The sequence below is a fragment of the Exiguobacterium sp. MH3 genome, assembly GCF_000496635.1.
GTDB classification, from domain to species: Bacteria; Bacillota; Bacilli; order Exiguobacteriales; family Exiguobacteriaceae; genus Exiguobacterium_A; species Exiguobacterium_A indicum.
The window spans coordinates 2,905,118-2,928,793 of record NC_022794.1 but is presented as its reverse complement, the minus strand read 5'-3'; the positions used below and the strand labels follow the sequence as shown (position 1 = coordinate 2,928,793).

Annotated in this window: 22 protein-coding genes; 4 read left to right on the top strand and 18 right to left on the bottom strand. The window is 49.0% G+C overall.

Features of this window, described 5'->3' with window-relative positions; translation table 11 throughout:
* Positions 1-210: 210 nt before the first annotated feature.
* From U719_RS15215 to U719_RS15180, 8 genes are all read right to left on the bottom strand, one after another.
* The gene (locus tag U719_RS15215) at positions 211-777 is read right to left on the bottom strand and encodes a 3'-5' exonuclease (protein ID WP_023469664.1); all 567 of its coding nucleotides are present in this window, start codon (positions 775-777) and stop codon (positions 211-213) included.
* A 108-nt stretch (positions 778-885) separates the two neighbouring features.
* Positions 886-2,274: an MATE family efflux transporter gene (locus U719_RS15210; RefSeq protein WP_023469663.1), complete on the bottom strand. Its 1,389-nt coding sequence runs from the start codon at positions 2,272-2,274 to the stop codon at positions 886-888.
* Between the two features lie 150 nt (positions 2,275-2,424).
* On the bottom strand, positions 2,425-3,498 hold the full coding sequence (locus U719_RS15205; RefSeq protein ID WP_023469662.1) for a site-2 protease family protein: 1,074 nt from the start codon (positions 3,496-3,498) through the stop codon (positions 2,425-2,427).
* A 67-nt stretch (positions 3,499-3,565) separates the two neighbouring features.
* Positions 3,566-4,837: a cell wall metabolism sensor histidine kinase WalK gene (locus tag U719_RS15200; RefSeq protein ID WP_023469661.1), complete on the bottom strand. Its 1,272-nt coding sequence runs from the start codon at positions 4,835-4,837 to the stop codon at positions 3,566-3,568.
* Complete coding sequence (locus tag U719_RS15195; protein WP_023469660.1) at positions 4,834-5,517, bottom strand: response regulator transcription factor; 684 nt, start codon at positions 5,515-5,517, stop codon at positions 4,834-4,836. The genes U719_RS15200 and U719_RS15195 overlap by 4 nt, the downstream gene beginning before the upstream one ends.
* A gap of 19 nt (positions 5,518-5,536) precedes the next feature.
* Complete coding sequence (locus tag U719_RS15190; RefSeq protein ID WP_041255226.1) at positions 5,537-6,421, bottom strand: hypothetical protein; 885 nt, start codon at positions 6,419-6,421, stop codon at positions 5,537-5,539.
* Between the two features lie 97 nt (positions 6,422-6,518).
* Complete coding sequence (locus U719_RS15185) at positions 6,519-7,070, bottom strand: maltose acetyltransferase domain-containing protein (protein WP_023469659.1); 552 nt, start codon at positions 7,068-7,070, stop codon at positions 6,519-6,521.
* 122 nt (positions 7,071-7,192) lie between these two features.
* Complete coding sequence (locus tag U719_RS15180; protein WP_023469658.1) at positions 7,193-8,077, bottom strand: SDR family oxidoreductase; 885 nt, start codon at positions 8,075-8,077, stop codon at positions 7,193-7,195.
* Positions 8,078-8,208: 131 nt separating this feature from the next.
* Here U719_RS15180 and U719_RS15175 point away from each other — a divergent pair, with 131 nt between their 5' ends.
* Positions 8,209-8,691, top strand: coding sequence for a VOC family protein (locus U719_RS15175; protein ID WP_023469657.1), 483 nt, complete (start codon positions 8,209-8,211; stop codon positions 8,689-8,691).
* 210 nt (positions 8,692-8,901) lie between these two features.
* Here the strand turns inward: U719_RS15175 and U719_RS15170 are convergent, their stop codons facing one another.
* Positions 8,902-10,251 carry an FAD-dependent oxidoreductase gene (locus U719_RS15170; RefSeq protein WP_023469655.1) on the bottom strand — a complete coding sequence of 450 codons (1,350 nt, stop codon included), beginning with the start codon at positions 10,249-10,251 and terminating at the stop codon, positions 8,902-8,904.
* A 412-nt stretch (positions 10,252-10,663) separates the two neighbouring features.
* Here U719_RS15170 and U719_RS15165 point away from each other — a divergent pair, with 412 nt between their 5' ends.
* Together U719_RS15165 and U719_RS15160 are read left to right on the top strand one after the other, a co-directional pair.
* On the top strand, positions 10,664-11,281 hold the full coding sequence (locus tag U719_RS15165; protein ID WP_023469654.1) for a YitT family protein: 618 nt from the start codon (positions 10,664-10,666) through the stop codon (positions 11,279-11,281).
* Between the two features lie 99 nt (positions 11,282-11,380).
* Complete coding sequence (locus U719_RS15160; RefSeq protein ID WP_023469653.1) at positions 11,381-11,947, top strand: GNAT family N-acetyltransferase; 567 nt, start codon at positions 11,381-11,383, stop codon at positions 11,945-11,947.
* A gap of 71 nt (positions 11,948-12,018) precedes the next feature.
* Here the strand turns inward: U719_RS15160 and U719_RS15155 are convergent, their stop codons facing one another.
* The 9 genes from U719_RS15155 to U719_RS15115 form a co-directional block, all read right to left on the bottom strand.
* A complete protein-coding gene (locus U719_RS15155) occupies positions 12,019-13,398 on the bottom strand; it encodes a hypothetical protein (protein ID WP_023469652.1) in 1,380 nt (459 codons plus the stop codon).
* A complete protein-coding gene (locus U719_RS15150; protein ID WP_023469651.1) occupies positions 13,395-14,312 on the bottom strand; it encodes an FTR1 family protein in 918 nt (305 codons plus the stop codon). The genes U719_RS15155 and U719_RS15150 overlap by 4 nt, the downstream gene beginning before the upstream one ends.
* Before the next feature lie 12 nt (positions 14,313-14,324).
* The gene (locus U719_RS15145; RefSeq protein WP_023469650.1) at positions 14,325-15,059 is read right to left on the bottom strand and encodes a hypothetical protein; all 735 of its coding nucleotides are present in this window, start codon (positions 15,057-15,059) and stop codon (positions 14,325-14,327) included.
* Positions 15,056-15,784 carry a glycosyltransferase family 2 protein gene (locus tag U719_RS15140; protein ID WP_023469649.1) on the bottom strand — a complete coding sequence of 243 codons (729 nt, stop codon included), beginning with the start codon at positions 15,782-15,784 and terminating at the stop codon, positions 15,056-15,058. Before U719_RS15140 ends, U719_RS15145 begins: the two co-directional genes overlap by 4 nt.
* Positions 15,781-17,217 carry an alkaline phosphatase family protein gene (locus U719_RS15135; RefSeq protein WP_023469648.1) on the bottom strand — a complete coding sequence of 479 codons (1,437 nt, stop codon included), beginning with the start codon at positions 17,215-17,217 and terminating at the stop codon, positions 15,781-15,783. The genes U719_RS15140 and U719_RS15135 overlap by 4 nt, the downstream gene beginning before the upstream one ends.
* Positions 17,214-18,068, bottom strand: a complete 855-nt coding sequence (locus tag U719_RS15130; RefSeq protein ID WP_023469647.1) for a lysylphosphatidylglycerol synthase transmembrane domain-containing protein — start codon at positions 18,066-18,068, stop codon at positions 17,214-17,216. Before U719_RS15130 ends, U719_RS15135 begins: the two co-directional genes overlap by 4 nt.
* Entirely contained in the window at positions 18,050-18,961 is a 912-nt protein-coding gene (locus U719_RS15125) for an NAD-dependent epimerase/dehydratase family protein (protein ID WP_023469646.1), read from the bottom strand. Before U719_RS15125 ends, U719_RS15130 begins: the two co-directional genes overlap by 19 nt.
* A 26-nt stretch (positions 18,962-18,987) precedes the next feature.
* Positions 18,988-20,172, bottom strand: a complete 1,185-nt coding sequence (locus U719_RS15120) for a hypothetical protein (protein WP_023469645.1) — start codon at positions 20,170-20,172, stop codon at positions 18,988-18,990.
* A 156-nt stretch (positions 20,173-20,328) separates the two neighbouring features.
* The gene (locus U719_RS15115; protein ID WP_023469644.1) at positions 20,329-20,856 is read right to left on the bottom strand and encodes a YbjN domain-containing protein; all 528 of its coding nucleotides are present in this window, start codon (positions 20,854-20,856) and stop codon (positions 20,329-20,331) included.
* A gap of 201 nt (positions 20,857-21,057) precedes the next feature.
* Between U719_RS15115 and U719_RS15110 the strand changes: the two genes are divergently transcribed.
* Positions 21,058-23,511, top strand: a complete 2,454-nt coding sequence (locus tag U719_RS15110) for a CoA-disulfide reductase (RefSeq protein ID WP_023469643.1) — start codon at positions 21,058-21,060, stop codon at positions 23,509-23,511.
* Positions 23,512-23,676: the final 165 nt, after the last annotated feature.

Sequence of the window (23,676 nt, the reverse complement as noted above, 5' to 3'; positions counted from 1 at the left end):
TCTCGGATCCTTCTTCTAGATAAAAAAGAATAACGCGTTACACGCCACTCCTACAGGAAAAAGCGCATTTATGCGCTGTCAGAGACAAACGAGACCCGTTTCCTGCTCGAATAGAGCGGGAAAACTGGCTTGTGTCTCGCCTGAGGAAAGGGCGTGAAAAGATGCGTCATTTTTTGGAGTCAGCCCTGTTGTCTACAATTTTTTTGTTTATTAATAGGCAACCTGTCCCATCCGAACGCCACAAAACGTATGCAAGGAGACCGGATCCTGTAGATTCGTTCGTTCCAACATATCGTTTAGGAGCAAGGCACAGACGTAGGCATCCTCTTTCGCGTCATGGTGCTGGAAAGAGACGTTGAGGAATTCAGCCATCGTATTCAATCGATGGTTCGGCAACCACGGATACAGTTTGCGGGATAATTTGACCGTGCAGCCGTAGGTGAAAGCGGGCATCTGGTACATATCGTATTTTTGAATCGCTTTCTGGAGCGCCCCCATATCAAATGATGCATTGTGGGCAACGACCAGTTGAGCGCCTGCGATTAAATCGTATAAGCCCTGTGTTTCCATCGCTTCAGGTAACGTCGGTGCATCGAAGACATCACTCGGACGAATTCCATGGACCCGGATGTTTCCAGCATCGAAGTTCTCTTCTGGATTGATTAAGACCTGTTTACTCTCCGTGACGCGACCGTTGGAGAGAACGGACCAACCAAACGCACAAATGCTTCGGCTATTCCGATTTGCCGTTTCAAAGTCAATCGCTAATGTATACATGCAGCAGACTCCTTTCTGTCATTCACTAGTAACAGAATACATGTTCGTATTATAGAAGTCCATTAAAAAAGACCATCTGCAAGGCAGATGATCTGATATCCATTCCAGTCACTTCGCGGTGGCGACTTTTTGTTCCTCTGCGACGTACTCCTCCGGTTTAAATAATAGAACGCGATCTTTATAGGCGAAGACAAGGGCCGTCAAGACAGCCATCGCATCAGCAATCGGGAAAGCGAACCAGACACCATTGACACCGAAGAACAGGGGTAAGATCAAAACGAGTGGAATCGTATATAACGTTTGGCGTGACAAGGATAAGAATAAAGCGACTTTCGCTTTGGCGAGCGATTGATACATCCCGTTGACAATCATTTGAATCCCATAGACGAACGATAAAGCGAATAAGATGCGCATCGCACTCGAGCCTTCCTGCAGCAGTGCTGCTTCTTCCGTGAACAAGCCGACCCAGAAGCGAGGGAACAATTGAATCAGTAACCACAAGCTGATCGATAACGATAAGCCGTAACGGATTGCCAACTTGATGGCAAGCGACATCCGGCTAAATTGCCGAGAACCGAAATTATACCCGACGATCGGTTGCATCCCTTGCACGATCCCCATGATTGGCATACCGACGAGCGCCATGAACTTATTGATGACCGCAAACGTCGCTAGTTCCGTCGTACCACCGTACCGGACGAGCATGTGGTTGACGGTGATGAACAAAATCGATTGGGAGACTTGCATGATGAACGACGATGATCCGATTTGCATCATCCGAAACGTTAAACGGAAATCGGGTTTGAAAGCATTCCGATCGAGTGTTAACCCCGTTTGCCGACGTTTCGTAAAGAAGAATCGGAAAACAAGTGCAGCACCGACGATTTGCGCAACGACTGTTCCGAGTGCAGCACCTTGGATGCCCCAATCAAGACCAAAGATGAACAGAGGTGTCAGGACGATGTTGATGGCAACCGTCGTCAGCATGACGCGCATCTGATAGTTCGCGCGTCCTTCTGCGCGTAACATTGCACTCGACGCCATCGTCAACATGAAGAAAGGAGATCCGATCAAGAGGACGCGTAAGAAATCGATGCTATACGGCATGATTTCATCTGTCGCTCCAAAGAGACGAAGTAACGGTTCGACGAAGATGAAAGCACTGATGATGGCGAGCATACTGATGAAGAAAACTGCTATCAAGACGTTCGCATAAGCACGACTGGCACCATCCGTCTGTTTTTGACCAAGCCGTTGTGACGCAATCGCAGCCCCCCCGATCCCAATCGAGTTGGCGATTGCCATCAACACGAGCTGGACGGGGAAAGCGATTCCGACAGCGGCAACGGCAGCCGTACCGATGCCTTGAGCGACGAAAATCGTATCGACGATATTATAGAGTGCCGTGACGAGCATCCCGACCATTGCCGGCAAGGAGAGACTAAGTAAGAGCTGGTTGATAGGTGCTTCACCCAAACGGGCAGTGTTTTTATTCATGGAAGGAGAGCCTCCTTTTTTAGACAAGTGGTAAGTAGGGTTTTACTCAGAGTAGTCGCTTCTATGAAGAGATGCAAGAAATCACTCTAGTCAATGTGTTCGTCTTATAAAAAAAGGATGCGCAATCAAGCGCATCCGATGGAACTCGTTTTAAGATGGTGTAGGCAAGTACCCTTTCGAGTACTCGAAAGCAATGAATAAAATGGCACCGAGCGCCAAGTAAGCAAGGAGCGTGATCGTTTGTTGTTTTTTCGGCATCTGGTGATACTGGACGGACTCTTCAGCGAGTCGGAGCGGCTCAATCCGCTGATCGATTCGTCGCAACAACGCATCGTAGTCGTTCGCAGCATCATATTGATACCGTAACAGATCGTCCGCTTCCTGACGTGCCTCTTCCGGACTCGCTTGTCGCAAATCTTGTAAATCGAGACGAAGTGACCAAGCAATCGGGTCGTACGTACTTTCGACCGTTTGTTCTTCCTCCACTTCCGGTGCAAGAGCGACTTCCGCGTTTGCACGTTCTTGTTCCGCTTTTGCGCGTAAGACACGTTCGCGTGCAGCACGGTATAACATCAAGGTCGATCGGTTCGCTTCATATTGTTTTGCGAACTTATACCGTTTCCAGACAGCACTACCGCCGAAGAAAGCGATCAAGAGCAGAATCAAGCTGAAGTTCGTGATGCCGTAAGCAATCAAGGCAGCAAGACCCGCAACCCAAACGATGATCGGAAGTCCCGCAAGAATCCGTCCACCATCAAGCGGACTAACGGGAAGTAGGTTAAAGAGATTCAACAAAGCCCCGAGATGGAAGATGACGAGCCAAAAGTCATTTCCGGTCACAGCGTATCCGATCGCAAGCGGAATCAGGGACACAAGACCCGCAAGTGGTCCACCGTACGCAAGAATCGCTTCTTGTTTTGGTGTCCGGAACGTATCTTTGATTCCGATGACGGCTCCCATGAACGGTACGAAAATCGCGGGACCCGTTTTAAAACCGAGTCGTTTCGCAGCGAGTAGATGTCCCATCTCATGAATGAATAGGAGATAGAGTAATCCTACTCCGAACCAGACGCCAAATACTTGAGCGTAAAAGAGAAGCGAAACTCCGAACGAAATCAGAGTGCCTCCAAACTTCGAAAATTTTAATAAGGCAAGGATGACCTTTCCTTTCGTTAAGAGAAAGGCGCCGGCAACAGCAAGTCCACCCCAACGTTTTTTAGCCATCGTGAAATTCCTTCTTTCATCATGTGACGTTCTTCCTTAAGTGTACGACACAAATGTAGAAAAAGTTTCATTTAGACTGCTCGGGAATCAGATAGAAACAACTGCCATCTGGCTGACGCGCTTCACTACCGACCTGAAAATGGTGAGTCGTCGCAAGTGCAGCGGCAATCGACAATCCGAGCCCACTTCCTGAACGATCGCGTGCTGCATCAAGTCGGTAAAACCGGTCAAATAACCGGGCACGTTCTTCGTTCGTTAGAGATGTCCCGCGGTCAAGGACAGCAAGTCGCTCCTTGCGCAGATGTAATTCAGGAGAAGTGGCATATTTCAGGGCGTTATCGATATAAATCGTCAAGATGCGTAGCACCGCTTCGCGATTCGCCCGGATCGTTCCAGAGGCATCAACAGGGATGATTGTCCCTGTCGCGTGATACATCCGATCGGCGAGTTCGCTCCCAAGCTCGGCTAAGTCAATCTCTTCGACAGACGTTTCTTCATAACCGAGACGAGACAGTTCGAGCATGGGCTCGATCAAGGTCGTCCGCATCGCATGCGTCTCCTGTAAGATATTTTCAATCGATTCATCGAGGACGTCCGGCTTCGTTTTGCCCCATCGCTTCAATAATTGCGCATACCCTTCGATGACGGTCAGCGGTGTCTTCATCTCATGCGAGACATCGGCGACGAACTGCCGTTGTTGTTCCATTGTCTGATCGACACGCCCAATCATCTGATTGAAGACATGACCGAGGCGACCGATTTCATCATCGCGTTCGGTCTGCACAGTCTCAAGCGTTCCAGAAGACGAGATCCGTTGCATCGTATCATTCAGTTGCCTGAGCGGGCGGAGCGTCTGATATGCAATCCAGAAGCTACTGATGAACGCGATGACGATTCCGACGACCAACACGATGGTGAAGGTCAAGACGAGTGTCGAGACCGTATCATCGACGCTTTCATCTTCGAACAAATAGGCTTGATCCTGATAGACGATACCGAACCAATCACCAGATTTGAAAGGTTCGTTCGAACGCGGGATACCGGGTAGGTCACTTGCTTGTACATCTCCGTTAACGGTAGACGAGTCGTCATCATCTTCATCATTTGAAATGACCCATCGTCCATCTTCGTTCGATAAGACGACGGAATCCTCATGAAGCGTCAACAATGCCCGGACTGATGAATCATCCTCCATCAATTCCTCCGCCTGTTCCAGTTGGGTATAACGCGATTCAATCAAATGATTGCGGACGACGAAGGTCACGACGATGAACGAAAGCAACAATAAAAGTGTCGTAAAGGCGGTGACGGATAAAGCAAGTTTCGTTCGAAGCTTCATGGGTTCGCCTCCCTCAGCACATAACCAACCCCACGAACGGTCTGAATCAAAGCAGGAGGGTGGGCATCGACTTTTTTCCGAAGGTAACGAATGTAGACGTCGACGATATTCGTCTCGCCGAAGTAATCGTACCCCCAGACGCGATTTAAGATTTGTTCGCGTGTCAGGACATGTTCCTTGTTTTCGAGTAAATACGTCAGGAGTTCGAACTCACGTGGTGTCAAATCGAGTCGCAATTCATCGCGAAATGCTTCGTGTCGATCAAGGTCGAGTACAAGATCAGCGAACTGTAACGTGCGCGATGCGTTATTCGTTGAAGCCGGAGTGCGGAGTAACGCCCGGATCCGGGCAAGTAGTTCCTCCATCTCGAACGGTTTCGTCACATAATCATTCGCACCAAGATCGAGTCCTGCGACTTTATCGTAAACTTCTCCACGTGCCGTTAGCATAATGACGGGGACATGAATGCCTTTTCCGCGGAGCCTGCGCAACACCTCGAAGCCGCTCAGCTCCGGCATCATCACGTCGAGTAAGACGAGATCAACCGAATGCTCAGCGGCAGCGAGACCATCTTTTCCGTTAGAGGCGACACGTGTCGCGTACCCGGCATATTGGAGTTCGAGTTCAAGGAGGCGTGCGATTTTCGCATCGTCCTCAACGATTAAGATGGTGGTTGGCATAAACATCCTCCTTTAATGATTATTCATCGATTTCTGTTACTTCGTCTGACGCGTTCAACTCAAGTTTGACGGAACCACCGACTCGGACGTCATCATCTTGTTCCATGTTTGATGCACGAGAGTATGACTTTTGTGCACCGTTTTGTTCGATGATGATCTCTTGATTCGTTATTTTAGCGAGCGTGCCGCGGACTTCTTGTTCCCGTGCATCGTCAGGGTCTTCGTCGCGTGTAGCATTACGATCCTCGTCGTCATCTTCGCTGTCGATTTCACGGACTTGACCGTCTGCATTCAATTCGATTTTTACGATATCCCCAGATTTCGCAGCATCACGTTCCGCACGATCCGCAATCGCGTAAACCGTCTCTTGCCCATCTTGTTCGAGTGTCAATTCACTTTGTGATAGGGCACGAAGGATGCCGTATCGTTCATTCGCATCGTCTGATGAATCATCTGAGCGATTGCCATCGTCTTCTCGGTCATTCCGATCGTCTTGATCTTCTCGCTCCAGTTCCGTGATTTGCTGATTCGCATTCAGATCGATTTTGACCCAATCGCCTTCTTGCACGGCTTCGCGTTCGACTGACGAAGCAAAGTCATACGTCTGAGTGTCACCGTTGACGTCGATCGTCATTGAACGATCCGATAGTTTCTGTAATGTGCCTTCGAGTTCCTGATCGTCACGCATCGAAGCTGGAAGCTTTTGTTCGACTTGGCGCGAAGCAGCTTCGACTTTTTGCTCTGCCTGCTGTGAAGTGGTGACCGTCGAGTTGACGAGAGAGTGTCCTGGACCTGTAAAGAGGAGGAACGCGCCGGCTCCTGTTAAGACTGTACCCGTTACGGCAAGTGTAGCGATTCCTTTTTTGAAACGTTTATTCCCTTTATTTGTTCGTTTTTCAGTCATGATGATGTCCTCCTTTAGTAGTGGCTGTTGTTCTTATACATAGAATAACCAGACCACGTGAAAGGAAGCTGAGGAACAGATTAGAATTTGATGAGAATTAGATCGTCTTGATGATTCGAGCCGGATTTCCACCGACGACGCTGTTTGCCGGTACATCCTTAACGACGACACTTCCTGAGGCGATGACAGCATTATCTCCGATCGTCACACCGGGATTGATGACCGCGCGTCCACCGATCCAGACATTATTTCCGATAGCGACCGGTTTTCCGAATTCATAACCGCTGTTGCGCTCGACAGGATCGAGTGGATGGGTCGCAGTATAGATATGTACTCCTGGAGCAAGCATGCAGTTGTCGCCAATCGTGATCGGACAAATATCGAGCAAGACACAGTCGTAGTTGGCATAAAAGCGAGCCCCTAACGTAATGTTGTAGCCATAGTCACATTTAAAGGTCGGTTCAATGTAAAAGTCGGCTTGCTCCGTCTGGAATAATTGTTGAAGAAGTGCCTTCCGTTTAGTCCCATCATGGACACTCAATTGATTGAACTCATAACAGAGCGATTGTGCCCGGATACGGTCAGCTACGAGTTCCGGATCTTGTGCTAAGTAGAGTTCCCCTTGAATCATCTTTTCTTTTTCAGTCATCTGATTCACTCCTTCATCGTTATTACTTTCATTAGACTAAATGGTACCCGGTGATGCAACTGATATCCCGTTAAGACAAGCGAAAACAGGATAGCCGAAGCTATCCTGTCGAAATTCAATCCTTATGCCAATTCAATTCCGCCTGTGACACCATAGATTTGCGCCGTGACATAGCTCGCAGCGTCTGAAGCGAGGAAGACATAGACATCTGATAGTTCGACCGGTTGACCACTGCGTTTCAGTGGTGTTTCCTGCCCGAACTCTGGAATGTTCTCGCTCGGTTGACCACCTGAAATCTGAAGCGGTGTCCAAATCGGACCAGGTGCGACGGAGTTGACACGGATTCCTTTTGGCGCGACTTGTTTAGCGAGTCCACGTGTGAAACCGTTGATAGCAAACTTCGTCGAAGCATAATCCAAGAGGTTCGCGCTTGGGTTATATCCTTGAACGGATGTCGTCGTGATGATCGAAGCTCCTTCTTTCAAGAGTGGCAAGGCTGCTTTGACGACCCAGAAGAGGGAAAAGACGTTGATTTCGTATGTTTTGCGTAGTTGCTCCGTCGACAGGTCGAGAATATCTTCGACGGCTTGTTGTTTACCAGCGACAAGTGCCAAAATGTCGAGCCCGCCGAGCGATTCGTGTGCTTCTTTGACGAGTTGTCCACAGAACGATTCATCACTTAAATCACCAGGTAAGAGATATGCTTTTTGTCCCGCTGCTTCAACGAGTGCTTTGACCTCTTCAGCATCCTGTTGTTCTTCTGGTAAGTAGTTGAGCACGATGTCAGCCCCTTCACGAGCGTAGGCGATTGCTGCTGCTCGGCCGATGCCGGAGTCGCCACCCGTAATCAGTGCTTTTTTGCCGATCAATTTGCCAGAGCCTTTATAACTCTCTTCTCCACAATCGGGAACAGGTTCCATTTTTGCTTGAACCGCTGGTGCGTCCTGATATTGTTTTGGGAAATCGTCATTGAAGTATTGGGTTAACGGATTTTTCGATGCAGCCATGTAAACATTCCTCCTGAAAGTTGGTTTTGGTATAGGGTGTATGTTCCCTCAACAGGTCGGATTAAACGTTTCTGATGGTAGCAAATTTGGAAATTGATGGTTTACACTAGAAAAAGAGGAGTGTGAAGAAGATGATTGCTGGACTGTATGAAGCTCATTTACCGGTTAAAGAACTCGAACGATCGATTGCCTTTTATGAAAAATTGGGACTTGCATGTGCGTTCCGAAATGAACGCGTCGCTTTCTTTTGGATCGAGCACGGTAAGAGTTGGTTGGGGCTATGGAAAGCTGGTCAAGCTGAGTTACCGTATCATCCGTCGATTCGACATGTTGCGTTTCGGATGGAGCAAGAAAATATCGATAAAGCACAGGACTGGTTAAAGGAGAGGGGCATTACCGTTCGATCTGCGTTTGGTGTAGCGGCAGCCGATCAACCGCTTGTTCTCGATAACCATCCACATGCGCACGCGGCGATCTACTTCGAGGATCCGGATGGCAATTCGCTCGAATTGATTGCACCGTTACGCTTTGACATGAAAACGGTGAACGGCACGATGCCGTATCAAGACTGGCAGCATCTATTTGAGACTGAATCGGAGAAAAAGACGACATAACTGGGGTTTTCATTCGAAATCGCTTCCTAGGAAAAAACAAGCAGGAGCGACCCTGCAGTGAAGCGAAGCGGCGCGATGCTTGTCCCAGGAAAACGATTCGAGACGAACAAAAAAGCGCAATCCTTCTCGTTAGAGAAAAATTGCGCTTTGTCTTCAGTCTAAAACAAGCAACGGTGATCCGTTGCTTGTTTGATTTATCGTGTAATGCGCTTAGACACGAGCGGATTGACGCTCATTCATTGCTTGCAGAGCTGCTTGGTTCAGCAAGTTCCATGGTTTGTTATAGTGCGGTTGGAAGAAGAAGTCGACGAAAGCGAGTTCTTCAAGTGTCATATCATTTTGAATGGCGACAGAAAGTGTGTTCATCGCTTGTGTCAAATCAACTTTTGAGATGATTTGTGCACCGACGACACGATGGGTTGCTGTCTCGAAGACGAGCTTCAATTGGACGTCTTCTGCTGTTGGCATGAACTCTGGGCGATACGCATCTGTGACTGTTGTGCTACTCACTTCAAGTCCGAACAAGGGTGCCGCTTCTTCTGTCAAACCAGTCGATGCGATATTCAAATCATATAAGCGAAGACCTGATGTGCCTTGTGTTCCTTGGTAGCGAATTTTTGGTGCGCGCAAGTTTTTACCGATCAATGTTCCCATCCGGACAGCATTCGTTGCGAGTGGAATATAGGCATGTGTCCGAGCTGGATTATAATAGACGGCACAGCTGTCACCAGCAGCAAAGATGTTCGGGTTGCTTGTGCGCATATAATCGTCAACGATGATGGCACCGTTCGGTAGCATGTCGACCTGTCCTTTTAAGAGTTCCGTACTTGGGCGGAAACCGACACAGAGAATGACGAGATCCGTTTCGAACGTTCCTTTGTCTGTGACGACGTTTGTCACAGCGCCGTTTTCCCCTTTGAAGCTTTGGACGGTTTGCCCGAGTTCGAGACGAATACCACGGTCTGTCAATTCACGTTCGATGACGTCAGTGAATGAGCGGTCGAGGTATTTGTTGAGAATGCGATCCGCACTATCAATGAACGTGACGTCTTTTCCGTATGCTTCAAACGCTTCGACGAGTTCAGCACCGATATACCCTGCACCAACGACTGTGATCCGTTGTGCTTCTGTCGCTTTTTCAATGATTGTTTGAGCATGGTGATAGTTTTTACAGAGCTCGATTTGATTCAACTCGATGCCAGGAAGCATCGGAATGATTGGCCATGATCCTGTCGTCATGATGAGTTTATCGTACGTATCGTAAACGACTTCACCAGTCATGAGGTTTTTCGCAACGATCGTTTGGCGTTCACTATCGATTTCAAGCACATCATGTTTCAGACGCATCTCAGCGCCGAGTTCAGCGAGTTCACTTGGTGATGAGTAGAAAAGTGATTCCGCATGTTTGACGACACCACCGACGTGAAGCGCGATTCCACAAGAGAGAAACGATACATTGTCATTCCGCTCATAAACGGTAATCTCGACGTCTTGTTGCGAAGCGAGTTCTTTGACTGCTGCTGTTCCTGCGTGTGTACATCCGATGACTGCTACTTTCATGGGTAAAGTCTCCTTTGTGTTTTTGTTTGTGATAAATATCACATTCGTTTGATATACTTAGTGTAATCCTTCACAAGGTCGTTTTCAAGTAGTTTGTTCAATATTGAGCATAATCTTGTCTAAATTGTGAATTAGTGAGCAAAAGTGTTTGGATTATGTGAAGAATGCGTAAAACTGTTTTAGTTACTGAAATTCGGGTTATAATGAATGTAGATTTTTAATGAAGGGGTGGAAACCGATGGATACCGAGAGGACCAATCATCTATTCAGCTTACCTGATTTTTAGCAGTACCGGTCAAAACGAACAAGACGGTAATGGCTTATAAAAATCAGGGAGAGCGAAAATAGATGAATACCCAAACGGGACGTATAAAACCTCTCCCACGATGTAAACGGGAGAGGACAATAAAACATGAAACGAATCGCAACCATCTTAACCGGTACGCTCATCATGGCGTTCGGTTACTACACATTGAATGAACAGTTCGGATTAGCAGAAGGCGGCTTCATCGGATTATCGTTGCTCGGTCGATACTTTTTTGATATCAATCCTTCGATCTCAATGATCGTGCTCGATATTCCATTTTTCATTGGTGCCTTGTACTTCAGAGGAAAACGTTTCGTCAGTGAAGCGTTACTTTCAGCAGGTGCGTTATCAATCTTTTATGAGATGTGGCACCGACTCGATTTGTTCCACTTTCCAGAACAGGCTTGGCCAGCGACGCTCATCGCAGCGATCGCTAGCGGAATCGTGACCGGATATGGTCTCGGACTTGTTTTGAAAAGTGGAGCGGCAACAGGTGGAGACGATTTGCTATCGATGGGACTCAGCAAACTGACAGGTCTATCGATCGGGACGATCTTGTTCGGACTCGATGCCATCGTGTTAGTCATCTCACTCGTCTATCTGCCGCTCAGCTTAACGTTATATACGTTACTGGCTGTAGCGATCGCTGGACGTGTCGTTGCTGTCATGACACGGGAGCCTGTCATCGTACCGGCACCTGTCGTACAAAAAGTCACGCAGTGAAATGGATGAATGTCTAAAAAAATCATGTATCGGATTCGACATCGTCGAGTCCGATTTTTCAGGTTTATTGATTAGAAAAAACGAAAGGAGAAGGATGAGATGATTCGACAAGCACATGCTTCTGAAGCACAACAGATTGCCCCGTTGATTGAGCAAGCGATTCATGAGATCGCTGAGACACTGACGGGAACGACAAAGCGGGAGGAGGTTCTAGATCGACTCGCGTACTTCGTCGCTGAAACAGGAAACCGATTGAGTCATGAAAACATCCTCGTAAAAATCATCGAGGATGAAGTAGCGGGTATCGTCATTGCTTATGCAGGGACGGATGCGAAACGACTCGACGAACCGATCAAAGACCAACTGAAGCGCTGGACGGGTCAAGATATCCAAATCGATGTTGAGACGGAAGGACCGGTCTATTACCTGGATACTTTATCGGTTGATGCGCGTCATGGTGGAAAGGGAATTGGTACGGAACTGTTACAAGCAGCGGCGGAAGAGGGCGAGAAACGGGGACTACGAGCATTTACCTTAAACGCTGATCAAACGAATGCAGGGGCACAGCGATTGTATCGCCGTCTCGGCTTCGAACCGATTCGGACGATTGAAATCAGCGGCGGTACCTTTGATTATATGGAACGTCGTTACGATACGCAGCAATGAAAAAACCATGTCGATTTCCACTGTGTCATTCGGGAATCGACATGGTTTTTCGTATACATGCAGTCGTGCCATCAAGGTGGCGTTAGTTGATATAGCATCGCTTGCGCGTCTTCTGGTTCGTATCGGGTATCACTCGTGAAGTGGACGACCAGTTCGACTTTTGGTCGCACGCCTTGAGCGTGAAGGCGCTCGAGCAATCGACCAGTCATGTAACTCTGATCGGATTTTGGTTCTGCATTCCATTTACTGATTGACCCGATCGGAACGATCGCGGCATCCGGTCGTTCGGACTGGAATTGGCGAGCTTCCTCGTCGGTAAAGACTGTCGCGCCGATTGGAAGAGTCGCTACGTAACGCGCTAATTCAATCGTCGCCGGAGGACGCGTTGCTTGTTCGTTCAACGCGAGGCTACCGATCGTCAACTGAACGACTAAAAAAGGAAGATACATCCGCAACGGAAGCTGACGGATCAACCAGATGAGTAGCAACAGGACAAGCGGTAAGACGTGACGGGGTTTATCGATATTTTGTCCTAGCCAGACCCAGACGAAATAGAGTCCAGCCGTCGCTCCCCAAGCGACATCGACCGTCCAACGTCTGCGTAAGAATAGTAGCAGTCCAGACACTAGTCCGATCCACGTGCCATAGCCGATCCCATGCCAGAAGAGTTGCTGAAGCGTCTGGGCAAATCGTTGAACGATGGAAGCATCATCGGTCTGAACAGAACCACCCCAATCGGAAAAATGACCGCTGACGAAGCGGAGTGATAATTGAAGAAACGAGTAGGGTCCACCGACAGAAAAAGCGACCGGTAGCAACCAAGCCAGTTGTGCGAGAACAAGAAGGGCGCACTCGGATAAGAGTTGCCAGTAATCCTTTCGTACCTGCCACAGCAGGACAAGCAACATGAAACCAAACGGCGCATAGGACAGTCGAGTCGCCATCAGTAAACCAAACAGAAGATACGGGAGCCAGCGACGAATCTGATGCCGTGCGCGTTCGATGCTCCAGCCGTACCAGACGAGTAGTCCGAGGGCGAGCCCATCCGACATCCCTGTCACAGCGAACGTCACGAGTGAGGCAGTGGAGAGAACGGTAAAGGCAGCGATCAGCCGAGTCGTATCATACGCATGACGGCGAAAGAGCGAGTAAAGTGGCAAGAGCGCACTTGCCAGTCCTAGTGTGGAGACGAGTCCGAGCGCTTTGACAGGTATCATCAGTGGCAGAAACAGGTTGGCAAATAAGATGAAAAAGGGATAACCCGGAAAGTGCGGACGTAAATCAGCCAAATCATAATCGGTCACAGCTAACGTGAAGTTCGCAATATCGTAGCTCGCGATGAAGGGACTGACGTAAATGATCCGTAAACCAATCCAGCCACCGATGAATAGAAGCGTGATCCAAAAAAGCGATCGTCCACGCGGACGTGAACGATCGCTTCGGACGGTCAAGAAACCTCCTGTAAGGACTTTGATGACTTCGATGGTTTGTTTTGACGGAGCAACATCCAACCGGCAAAGGCGAAGTAGCCCCACCAAGCGACGACTTGTTCGAGCGATGGGTTATGGCTGTATCCGAACATCGCGGCCATGAACGTTCCGATCTGTCCACTGATCAATGTCGAGTTTCCTGTATCACGCAAGTATTGTACCTGATCGATGTAGTGCTCCGGCATGAAGCCAACGATGTTATATACAGCAGCTGGTGTGCCGTCAGCATTCATCAAGAGACTACCGAGCAAACCAAGATCTTGGAAGCGTCCAATCGTTTGGACGAGCATACCGGCTGCGATGAATAGAATGAGTACGCCCGTTACTTGGAAGAAGCGTTTGACGGGAATCTTCATTGAACCGGAAACGAATAAATATCCGAAGATCAAGGCAAGTAACAGACCGGAAACCGCACCGTAACTCGTCAGTACTTTTTCGATTTCCCCACCTGAGATGGCAGCGAAGAAGAAGACTGTCTCAATTCCTTCTCGAACGATGACGAGGAAGGAGTGGATGATCATCGTGATGGCACTACCCGTCGAGACGGCAGCGGCGACCTTCGCTTGGGAGGCTTTTTGATTCTCTTTCGCTTCCTTCCCCATCCAGAGGACCATGTGTGTCAAGAGCAGGACGGAGACCATCATGATGCCGAGACGGAGATACGTATCGCTTCCGAAGCTCGCAAAACTCGTAAAGACGACTTGGAACAGGAACGCGACACCAAGGCTAGCGAGAAGTGCCAACCCCACACCTGCGTAGACCCACTTTTTATATTGTGGAGCGTTCAATCGATCGAGATAACCCAAGATCAACCCAACGATGAGAACAGCCTCGAGACACTCCCGAAGCGTAATCAAAAACGCTTGAAAATCCATCTGTCTTCCTCCTTATGAGCGGCGTTTCTTCTTCCATTGACCAATGACGACGATGACGATGAGTACGATGACGAGTCCGAGCGCAATCAATTTCCAAATCGCGTCCGTTCCGAACGTTTGACCGAGGAAGGAGTCTTCTTCCGTGAAGACGCCTGTTTTTTCTTCACCCGGCAGGACAAAAAGAGGAGTCAACGTATCTTCGATCATCGTAATGTTTTCTTTGAAGGATTCTTCATCACTCGCTTTTTTCCCGACCCCAAACAGACCAGGGTTTCCGAGTGCCTTTAATGATTCATCAAATGCAGTATACACGTCATCGGATGTTTGTGCATCCTTGCTTTCCTTGACGTAAGGTGCGAGCACATCGTATGTCCCGCGGGCTTTCGCGAGTAAGAGTTTCGCTTGACCGAAGTCCTCGAACTGCTCTTCAGCAAAGTGCAGGCGACGTTCGATATTTTGACGGAGAGCGACGCGGTACGCTTGTTTTGCAGCCTCTGCATCTTCTTGTTCGAGAGCCGTGTCGATCTTCGCTTTCGCCTCAGGGAAATACAGTTTGAATTCTTTATCATAGGCGGCAAGCGTCTCTTTCGCAAGCGCGTAATCCTTAGCATCGAGTTGTTCTTCAAATTGTTTATACGCTTCCGCAAAAGCTTCCTTTCCTGGGTCTCCGTAACTATAAGCGGAAACCGTGGAAGTGCTCACGAACAGTGAGAGCAGGAGGAGCGGTAGCAAAAGAAGGCGTTTCATCCGAGGTGCTCCTTTCGTTCCATGCGTTCTTCAACGCTAAGCTGTGTGATCGGTCGTCGCCACTCCCGGTAAATCGCTGGGAGGACACGTTGGACATAATTAAGACGGATAAAAGACTTTCCTGCTTCCCGGACCCGATAACGGATCGGGACTTCGTGCAGGCGGAAGCCTTTTCGGACGAGATTGAGAGTTAAGACTTGGGCATAGTTATAATCGTGAATAATCTCAGCATGGTGACACGCTGCGCGTGAAAAAGCACGCATTCCACTTTGACCATCATGGATTTTACGTTTCAATAAAAGGCATTGCAACCACGTGAAGACATGATTCCCGATATAGCGATAGAGTCGCATCCCGTCGACGGTACCGAGAAAGCGGGAACCGAATACGTAGTCGGCCTGATTGTGTAAGATCGGTCGCACGATATCCGGGATTTGATCGGCCGGATATTCGTTATCCGCATCGATCATGACAGCAACATCCGCGTCAAGTTCGTAGGATTGCCGGAGTCCTTCCCGGACTGCAGCGCCGAGTCCTTGATTTTGTTCGAACCGATAGACATGTGCGCCGTGTTGACGCGCGATCGTACTCGTCGCATCAGTCGAACCATCATCGATGACGAGGGTCTCGACCGGAATACCGTCGATCATGTCCGGGATCCGTTTTAAGACGAGTGGGAGCGACACTTCCTCATTGTAGGCCGGTAAAAAGACGATGATTTTCAATTAGACTTCGCCTCCTTGAACGCTTCTGTCAATAGCACACCACGGCTATCGTGCGGAATGTCTGCCCCTAGGACTTTTGTGATCGTTGGTCCGAGTGACAGGATATGGCGATGCGTATCCACTTTCAGACCGGCATGAACGTTCTTACCATACATCCAGAACGGAACGAACCGTTCGCCTTCATCCAAGTGACCGTGTCCACCGATTCCGTCCGCTTGACCGTGATCCGCCATGACGATGAGTGTCGCATCCTCGAGTTTACCAAGGCGATCGAGCTCCTCACAAAACTCGGAAAGGAGCGCATCCGCTTCCTCGATTTTTTCGACATACTCGGAATAGAGAGTGCCTCGACTGTGTCCCGTTTGATCCGTTCCGATCAACTGAATCGCGAGCAGATCCGGATCCTCTTCATGGACGATTTGTTTGGCACGTTCTACGATATTTCGATCTGCAACATCGTTATGCATGACTGCTGTGACGGTCCGCACGTCGGTTGAACCGAACGCATCGACAAGGTGTGCGATACCAAGGATTTTTCCTGACTTGTCAACGGCACGGAGGCGATCGAAGACGGTATCCGTTTTAACGCCGGTCGTATTCCAGACCATGTTCGAATGAATGCCATGATCTTCCGGGCGAGCACCGGTGAACATCGAACTGAAGCAGACGACGGTCCGGGCAGGGTAAACCGTCTCCATGTTCGTATATTCCGTTCCTTCCTGACGCAATCGTTCGAGGAACGGCGTGTTTGCTGCCATGTAGCGATCTTTACGCATCCCGTCGACAATCAGGACATAGACTTTTTCTGAAGTCGGAAGATTGGCATCTACCGTCATTGCCTCGGGCAACTTCGGTTTCCAGTCGAACAGGTAGTGATGCAGGATCCATGCAAAGACGAATAGACCAATTGGGAACCAGATGAACGTCATGTCGAGTGTCGACGCGTCACTTGCCGTCCACCAGTACATGAGCAACAGAGCAACCTTAGGCAGTTGCTCCTGCGCGTTACCACTTGTCGAATCACTATTCTTCAGAACGAGTTTCCAAAAACGCGTGAAGTTTGTCCAGCGCGTTCCGATCCGGAGATGATAATAGATCGTTCCCCAGAAAAAAATCGTGAAGAAGAAATAAAGACCTGCGCCATAGGCGAACAAAGGTAAGTAATCTGCATTCGTACCCCGAAGGAACAGCCAAACGATGACCGGGATCCAAAGGTAATTTCGTAAAAATAACGGAAAATCATAACGCCAAAGCAAGATGAACAAAGGAAGCGTCACGATGAAACCAAGACCAGCTTCTGCGAGTGGCATCTGCGTCCATAAGGCGTACGTCAAGAAGACGCCGATCGTAAAAATGGGTGTGAAGGGTTTTCCTTCATTGAGTAAGTTCCAGGCGCGTGCTGCGACTTTTTCAAAGCGAGAAGCGCTTTTCATCGTCTTCCTCCTTTCCAATCAGTGTATTTGAGCTGACGAATCAACAACCGAAGCGTAGCCGGATGCCGAATGAGAACGTACAGCGGAATGAGAAAAGCAAAGGCATATTTAAAGAAGTGCGTCATCAAGGCAACGTCGTACGCATGGGCAACACCGGCTTGCCGTAACACCGTACCCATCGCGAGTTCATACGTACCGAGACCACCCGGCGTGAACTGAATCACACCGGACAGGACACCGGCACTCATCGCAATCAATGTCGTCGGGAAGGACACATCGATACCTGCTCCGTGCAAGAGGAGGAAGACGGCGAGTGCCTCGACTGCCCAAGCGAGCGTTCCGAACAGAACGAGCGATGGGAGATGCGGGACATGTCGGCGTAACACGAGCAATAACGCGGTCGCAAGGAGCGCGACGAGCAAGACGATTGGGTGAAACAACCAACCGATCAGAATGAAGGTACACAGAACGATCAAGTCAATACTTCGTTGTAAGACGAAGATCGCGCTCGTCTGTTTCCATGGACTTCCGACGGCTCTCGCCGTCACGAGTCGGATCATCTCTCCCAGTTTGACCGGTGAGAGATGATTGATCGTCAGTCCGAGATACAGGCTCGACAGGTATACAGCAGTCGGTGCACGTTTGGCATCGGCGCGGCGCCAGGCGACCGCGCGTAAATAAAAGGCGATCGCATACGTCAAGGTTGCAAGGATCGTCCAGGGACTCTTGAATAAAGCTTCAATGTACCGATACGAGACCGGTAACTCCAGGAAAAAACGGAGCAGTAAAAAGATGACAAGCCCGGTAAGCGTCAGATACAGAAACGTTCGAATCAGCGGTTTTGATGCCACGCGATCACCTGCTCCAGTCCAACATCGATCTCGATTGACGGTTGGTAACCGAATGCTTCTTTTGCAGCCGTCGTATCACTCCATGTCATCGTCACGTCCCCACGTCGTGCAGTTTGAGTTTGCACGGGCACATCAAACCGTTGACCGATCCGTTCAGCTAGAGTGCGGACGGAGACCGGCTGATTCGCGCCGAGGTTATACGTCCCTACTGCACGAGCCAGCAACGCCTGTTCCATTCCACGGGTGATGTCATCGATATACGTGAAGTCACGGATCGGATCACCGAAGACGGTGAGTGCCTCTCCGCGTAATGCCTGTTCGATGAATCGAAACAGCGCCATATCAGGACGACCCGAAGGACCGTAGACCGTAAAGAAGCGAAACAGCGTCACGTTTACATCATATAAATGAGCATAAGCATGACAAAAGCTTTCGGCACTATACTTGGCTGCCGCATAAGGACTGGCGACGTGTCCCGTTGCCTGATCTTCTTTCAGCGGACCAGTCTGTTCCCCGTAAACGGAAGAAGAAGACGCGAAAAAGACATGCGGCATGCCATGTCTTTTTGCGGCTTCTAACAAGGTCACCGTCATATCGATGTCCTCACGAATATAGTGATGCGGTTCCTCGAGCGAACGCGGAACACCTGGAAGAGCTGCGAGATGAAAGACGGCGTCGAACGATGTCTCCATCCAGGCGTCGAGATCGTGATGAACGTCACCGATCGTAACGTTAACACCGGCACGTCTTAATGCAGCTGCTCGTTCTTCTTTTAACTGAACATCATAGTAGTCCGTGAAAGCATCAAGTACATGGACGGTATGGTGCTGCTGGAGCCGGAGGGCGAGGGCGGCGCCAATGAAGCCGGCACCTCCTGTGATTCCGATATTCATCTTATTCCTCCGTTTCCATTTCCTTCTTAGTTAAGTGGTTCGAGTGCGTCTGTGATCCGTTCACCTGTCGTTTCAGCCTTGACGTCGCCTTTTTCGACGAGTGCGAACCATTCGTTTGCATCTTTTGCGACTTGCGCTGCTTTGTCCTTGCCGAGACGATTCTCAAGCGTCGGTTTCATCGCAACGACGAACATGTTCGCTTCCATTGCTTCTGCACGTGCTGTATCGACGTCTTTCTTCTCGATCGCTTCTTGTGCCTCTTCATGATACCCGTCGACTTTTTCAGTCAACGCTTTTGCGAACAATCCTTCGATTTCTTTGTAAGAAACGTCAGCTGGCTTTGTTTTTGAGAAATCATAGCGCTCTTTCAGTGTTTTGACAGCCTCTTCGTCTCCGCCCGCTAATGATTCTTCGATCGCGAGGAGGAAGCCATATCCTTCTGCTTGTTCCATTTGTAATTCTTTTTCGTCCGTACCGGCTTTGATGCCATCCTCGATTTTTTGTGCATAACCGAGTGCAGCTAAATAGAAGGAACGATAAATCGATTTATCCGTCACTTGTTTCGCAACATTGAAGTCACCGATTTCTTTCGCGTCGATGGCTTCTTGCTGAGCTGCAAGACCTGATGTGATCGCTTGAGCGATGGCGTCTTCGTTTTTGAAGCCGTAGCTCGCGTCCCGTTTTTCAGCTGTCGGAATGAAGACGGTCTTCGCCATCGCTTCCACGTCCTTGAGTGCTTCCGTTGCAGCTTCCGGTTTACCAGCTACGAGTGCTTCTTCAGCTTTTGCTTGTGTTGCTTTTTGTAATTTATAGAAATACGATTGTAGACCTTTATCCACGAGTTGACGCGCGATGTTCTCATCGAGATCCTTCGCTTCCACACCTGCTAAAGCAGACTGGATGACTTGTTCGATTTCTGGTGCTGTCGTCTCGACACCACCTTTTAGTTTCGATTCATAACTTGTCGTGACCATCTTCCAATCGATCGCTTGTCCTTCTTTTGCTTTGTCGAGTTCTGTTTTGATTGAGCTGAAGATCGTCAATTCATCTGTCAGTGTCGTTGCAGCGATCCCCGCATCTGCTGATTTAGTTTCGGTCGACTGTTCCGTTTTCTCTTTTTTCGGTGCAGTCGTATCCGTTTCATTCGAACCGCAGGCAGCTAAGATACCGGCTACCATGAAGATAGAAGCTACTTTTAAACGTTTTTTCATAATCGTGATTCCCCCAGAAGAATTAATAAGACGTTTTCCGTCATGTAGTCGTTTTCACAAATCTAACTATAGCGAGAATAATTCTCATTGTCAATTGAACTTTAAAGAAAAAAACGGCTTCGGAGCAGGGCTCCAAAGCCGTTTTAAAATGAGAAATTAGAACTGTTCGTACAGTTTTGTCAAATACGTGTAGACTTCGTCTGATGCTTGGAACATCATGACAGAATGTCCGAAGATCGCAGCTGGGTTGAAGCCATGATCAAGATCGATCGTTGATGCGATCGTGACATCACGGTCGCTGTCGAGAACGACGCGGAAGTATTTGAATTCTTGGTTGAAGTCATTGATGGCGTTCAGAATCGGGAGATCCTCGACACCGTCTGGTACGTGTGTCACCGTACGAGCGAATAATTCGACATCTGTCGTCGTCTTACTGAAGACGATCATCATCATCGGTTCTGCTCCTGCAGGTGTTTTTTCTTGTGTCATGAAGAAGACGTGTGTCTCATTCTCACGTGCTTCCATTGGAATGCCTTTTTCAACGAGGAAAGCTTGGAATGCTTCCAAGTGTTGTTGCTGTTGTGGCGCGATTCCTTGTTCGTTTGTTTCGGGTTGACGATCTTGGTGAATCGGTGTCACTTTATTGTTCTCGTTTGATTCGTTCGAGTTACGTTCCTGGTCCATTGCAAAATCCCCCTTTATATACTATAAATTCAGTTTCAAGCATTTCAGAAGGAATTGCAACTAATGTCCGTTAAGAGTAGGAAGAAAATACAAAAGAGCAGAGATATGTCTTGTTTGTGAATCTACGAGCAATTGACTTGAAATGACATACCTAACAGGGTATATTAGGTGACAGATAGAAATTCAAGGAGGAATCATCAGATGAAAACGATCATCGTAGGCGGCGTCGCAGGCGGCGCCACGGCAGCAGCGCGACTGCGCCGGATTGACGAAACGGCTGAAATCATTTTACTCGAGCGTGGAAAAGAGATTTCGTTCGCGAACTGCGGACTGCCTTACTACATCGGAGACGTCATCAAGGATCGCAATAAATTACTCGTCCAAACGCCAGAAGGCATGCACGCGCGGTTTAATTTAGATGTCCGTAACTTGTCGGAAGCGATTCGGATCAACCGTGAAGCGAAGACGGTCACGATCCGCAATGTCGAAACGGGTGAAGAATACGATGAATCGTACGACCATCTGATTCTTTCTCCAGGTGCAAAACCGATTCGTCCAAACATTCCAGGACTCGATGACGCAACAAACGTCTTTACATTACGGAACATTCCGGATACGGACCGGATGCGGGAATACGTCGATACGACGCGTCCAGAGCGGGCAGTCGTCATCGGTGGAGGATTCATCGGTCTCGAAATGGCAGAAAACCTCGTCGAACGTGGGGCGCACGTCACCCTCGTCGAGATGGCGGATCAAGTCATGGCTCCGGTCGACCCGGAAATGGCAGCCATCGTTCATGAACATCTTCGTGCAAAAGGCGTCGAGTTGATTCTAGAAGATGGTGTCGCTCGTTTTGAAGAGGCAGGTCGCCGCGTCGTCCTGACAAGCGGACGCGTGATCGAAACAGAGATGAATATCTTATCAATTGGTGTCGCACCGGAGAGCACGCTCGCAGCAGATGCTGGTTTAACACTTGGCATCAAACAGACGATTCAAGTCGACGATCAACTGCGGACATCTGATCCATCGATCTTTGCGATTGGTGACGCGATTGAAGTCAAAGACTATATCACGAAGGAAGCGACACATGTTCCACTCGCGTGGCCGGCAAACCGTCAAGGACGCCTCGTTGCTGACATCATCGCCGGACGCGACGTCCGGTATAGCGGCACACTCGGAACAGCGGTAGCAAAAGTCTTTGATTTGACGGTCGCTTCGACCGGCAACAACGAAAAACGGTTACGTCAGCTCGGTCTACGTTACGAAGCCGTGCATCTCCACCCGGGATCGCATGCGGGGTACTACCCAGGGGCGAGTCCAATTTCGATGAAGTTACTATTTGATCCAATCGAAGGAACGATCTACGGAGCGCAGGCAATCGGTATGACAGGAGTTGAGAAACGGATCGATGTCCTCGCGACAGCGATCAAAGGTGGATTGACAGTGCTTGATCTACCAGATCTTGAACTATCATATGCACCGCCGTATAGTTCAGCGAAAGATCCGGTCAACATGGCAGGATATATTGCGTCGAACATCGTTCTTGGTGACAGTGCGAACGTTCATTGGCACGAAATTGACGCGATCGTCGCCAATGGCGGCTTATTACTCGATGTCCGTGAACCATCGGAAAACGAGTTAGGCGCGATTCCGGGATCGGTCAATATCTCGTTACCGACGTTACGTGAGAAGTTGACTGATCTGCCGAAGGATCAAACGATCTATGTGACATGCCAAGTCGGATTACGCGGATATGTTGCGAGCCAACTGTTGCAACAACACGGTTATGATGTGAAAAACTTAAGCGGCGGCTACAAAACATGGTCGGTCGTCCATCGTGATCAAGAAGCGCGAAGCCAAGTGAAGGAGGAGACAGCTGTGACGGTAACGAAGCGTGAGCCGAAAACGAAGACTACACCGGAACAAGTGACGCTGCTCGATACGTGCGGCTTACAGTGCCCAGGTCCAATCTTAGAGCTGAAAACAAAAATCGATCAGATGACGGACGGCGAGCAAATTTTCGTCAAGGCGTCAGACCCAGGATTCTTGCCGGATGTTCAAGCATGGGCGAAAAAACTAGGTCACACGGTCCATTCAGCTGAAATGAACCAGGGAGTCGTCGAGGTCTTGCTTGAAAAAGGGCAAGGGGAGACACCTGCTGCAGCACCGGTTCAAGTCAATCCGGCAGATGATGCGACGATGGTCGTCTTCAGTGGTGATCTCGATAAAGCACTTGCCTCTTTCGTCATTGCGCAAGGTGCACAAGCGATGGGGAAACAAGTGACGATGTTCTTTACGTTCTGGGGCTTGAATATCATTCGAAAACCAGACGCACCGGCAGTCGAGAAAGCCGGCATTGAGCGGATGATGGGCATGATGATGCCGAAACATGCCGGGGAGCTGCCGCTCTCGAACATGAACATGGCAGGCGCCGGTCAAAAAATGATGAAAAAAGTCATGAAGGATAAACAAGTCGATGCACTCGAGACGATGATGGCAAAAGCGCAAGCAGCGGGTGTCCGTATGATCGCCTGCACGATGTCGATGGATATCATGGGCATCAAGAAAGAGGAATTACTGGATGATATCGATTATGGTGGTGTCGCGAGTTATCTTGGTGCAACGGACGGTGCCAATCTGAATCTGTTCATCTAATCTAAAAACTGTTTATGTGAACGTGTCAAACCTGACATCTAATGTGAGGTTTGACACTTTTTTTGCGTCCTAAGGTATAGATGAGTTTGATTTTTCAAAAAAAATTGCGTATGATAAATCACATGTGAAAAAAACTTACATACAAATAGAGAGAAAAGATGGATG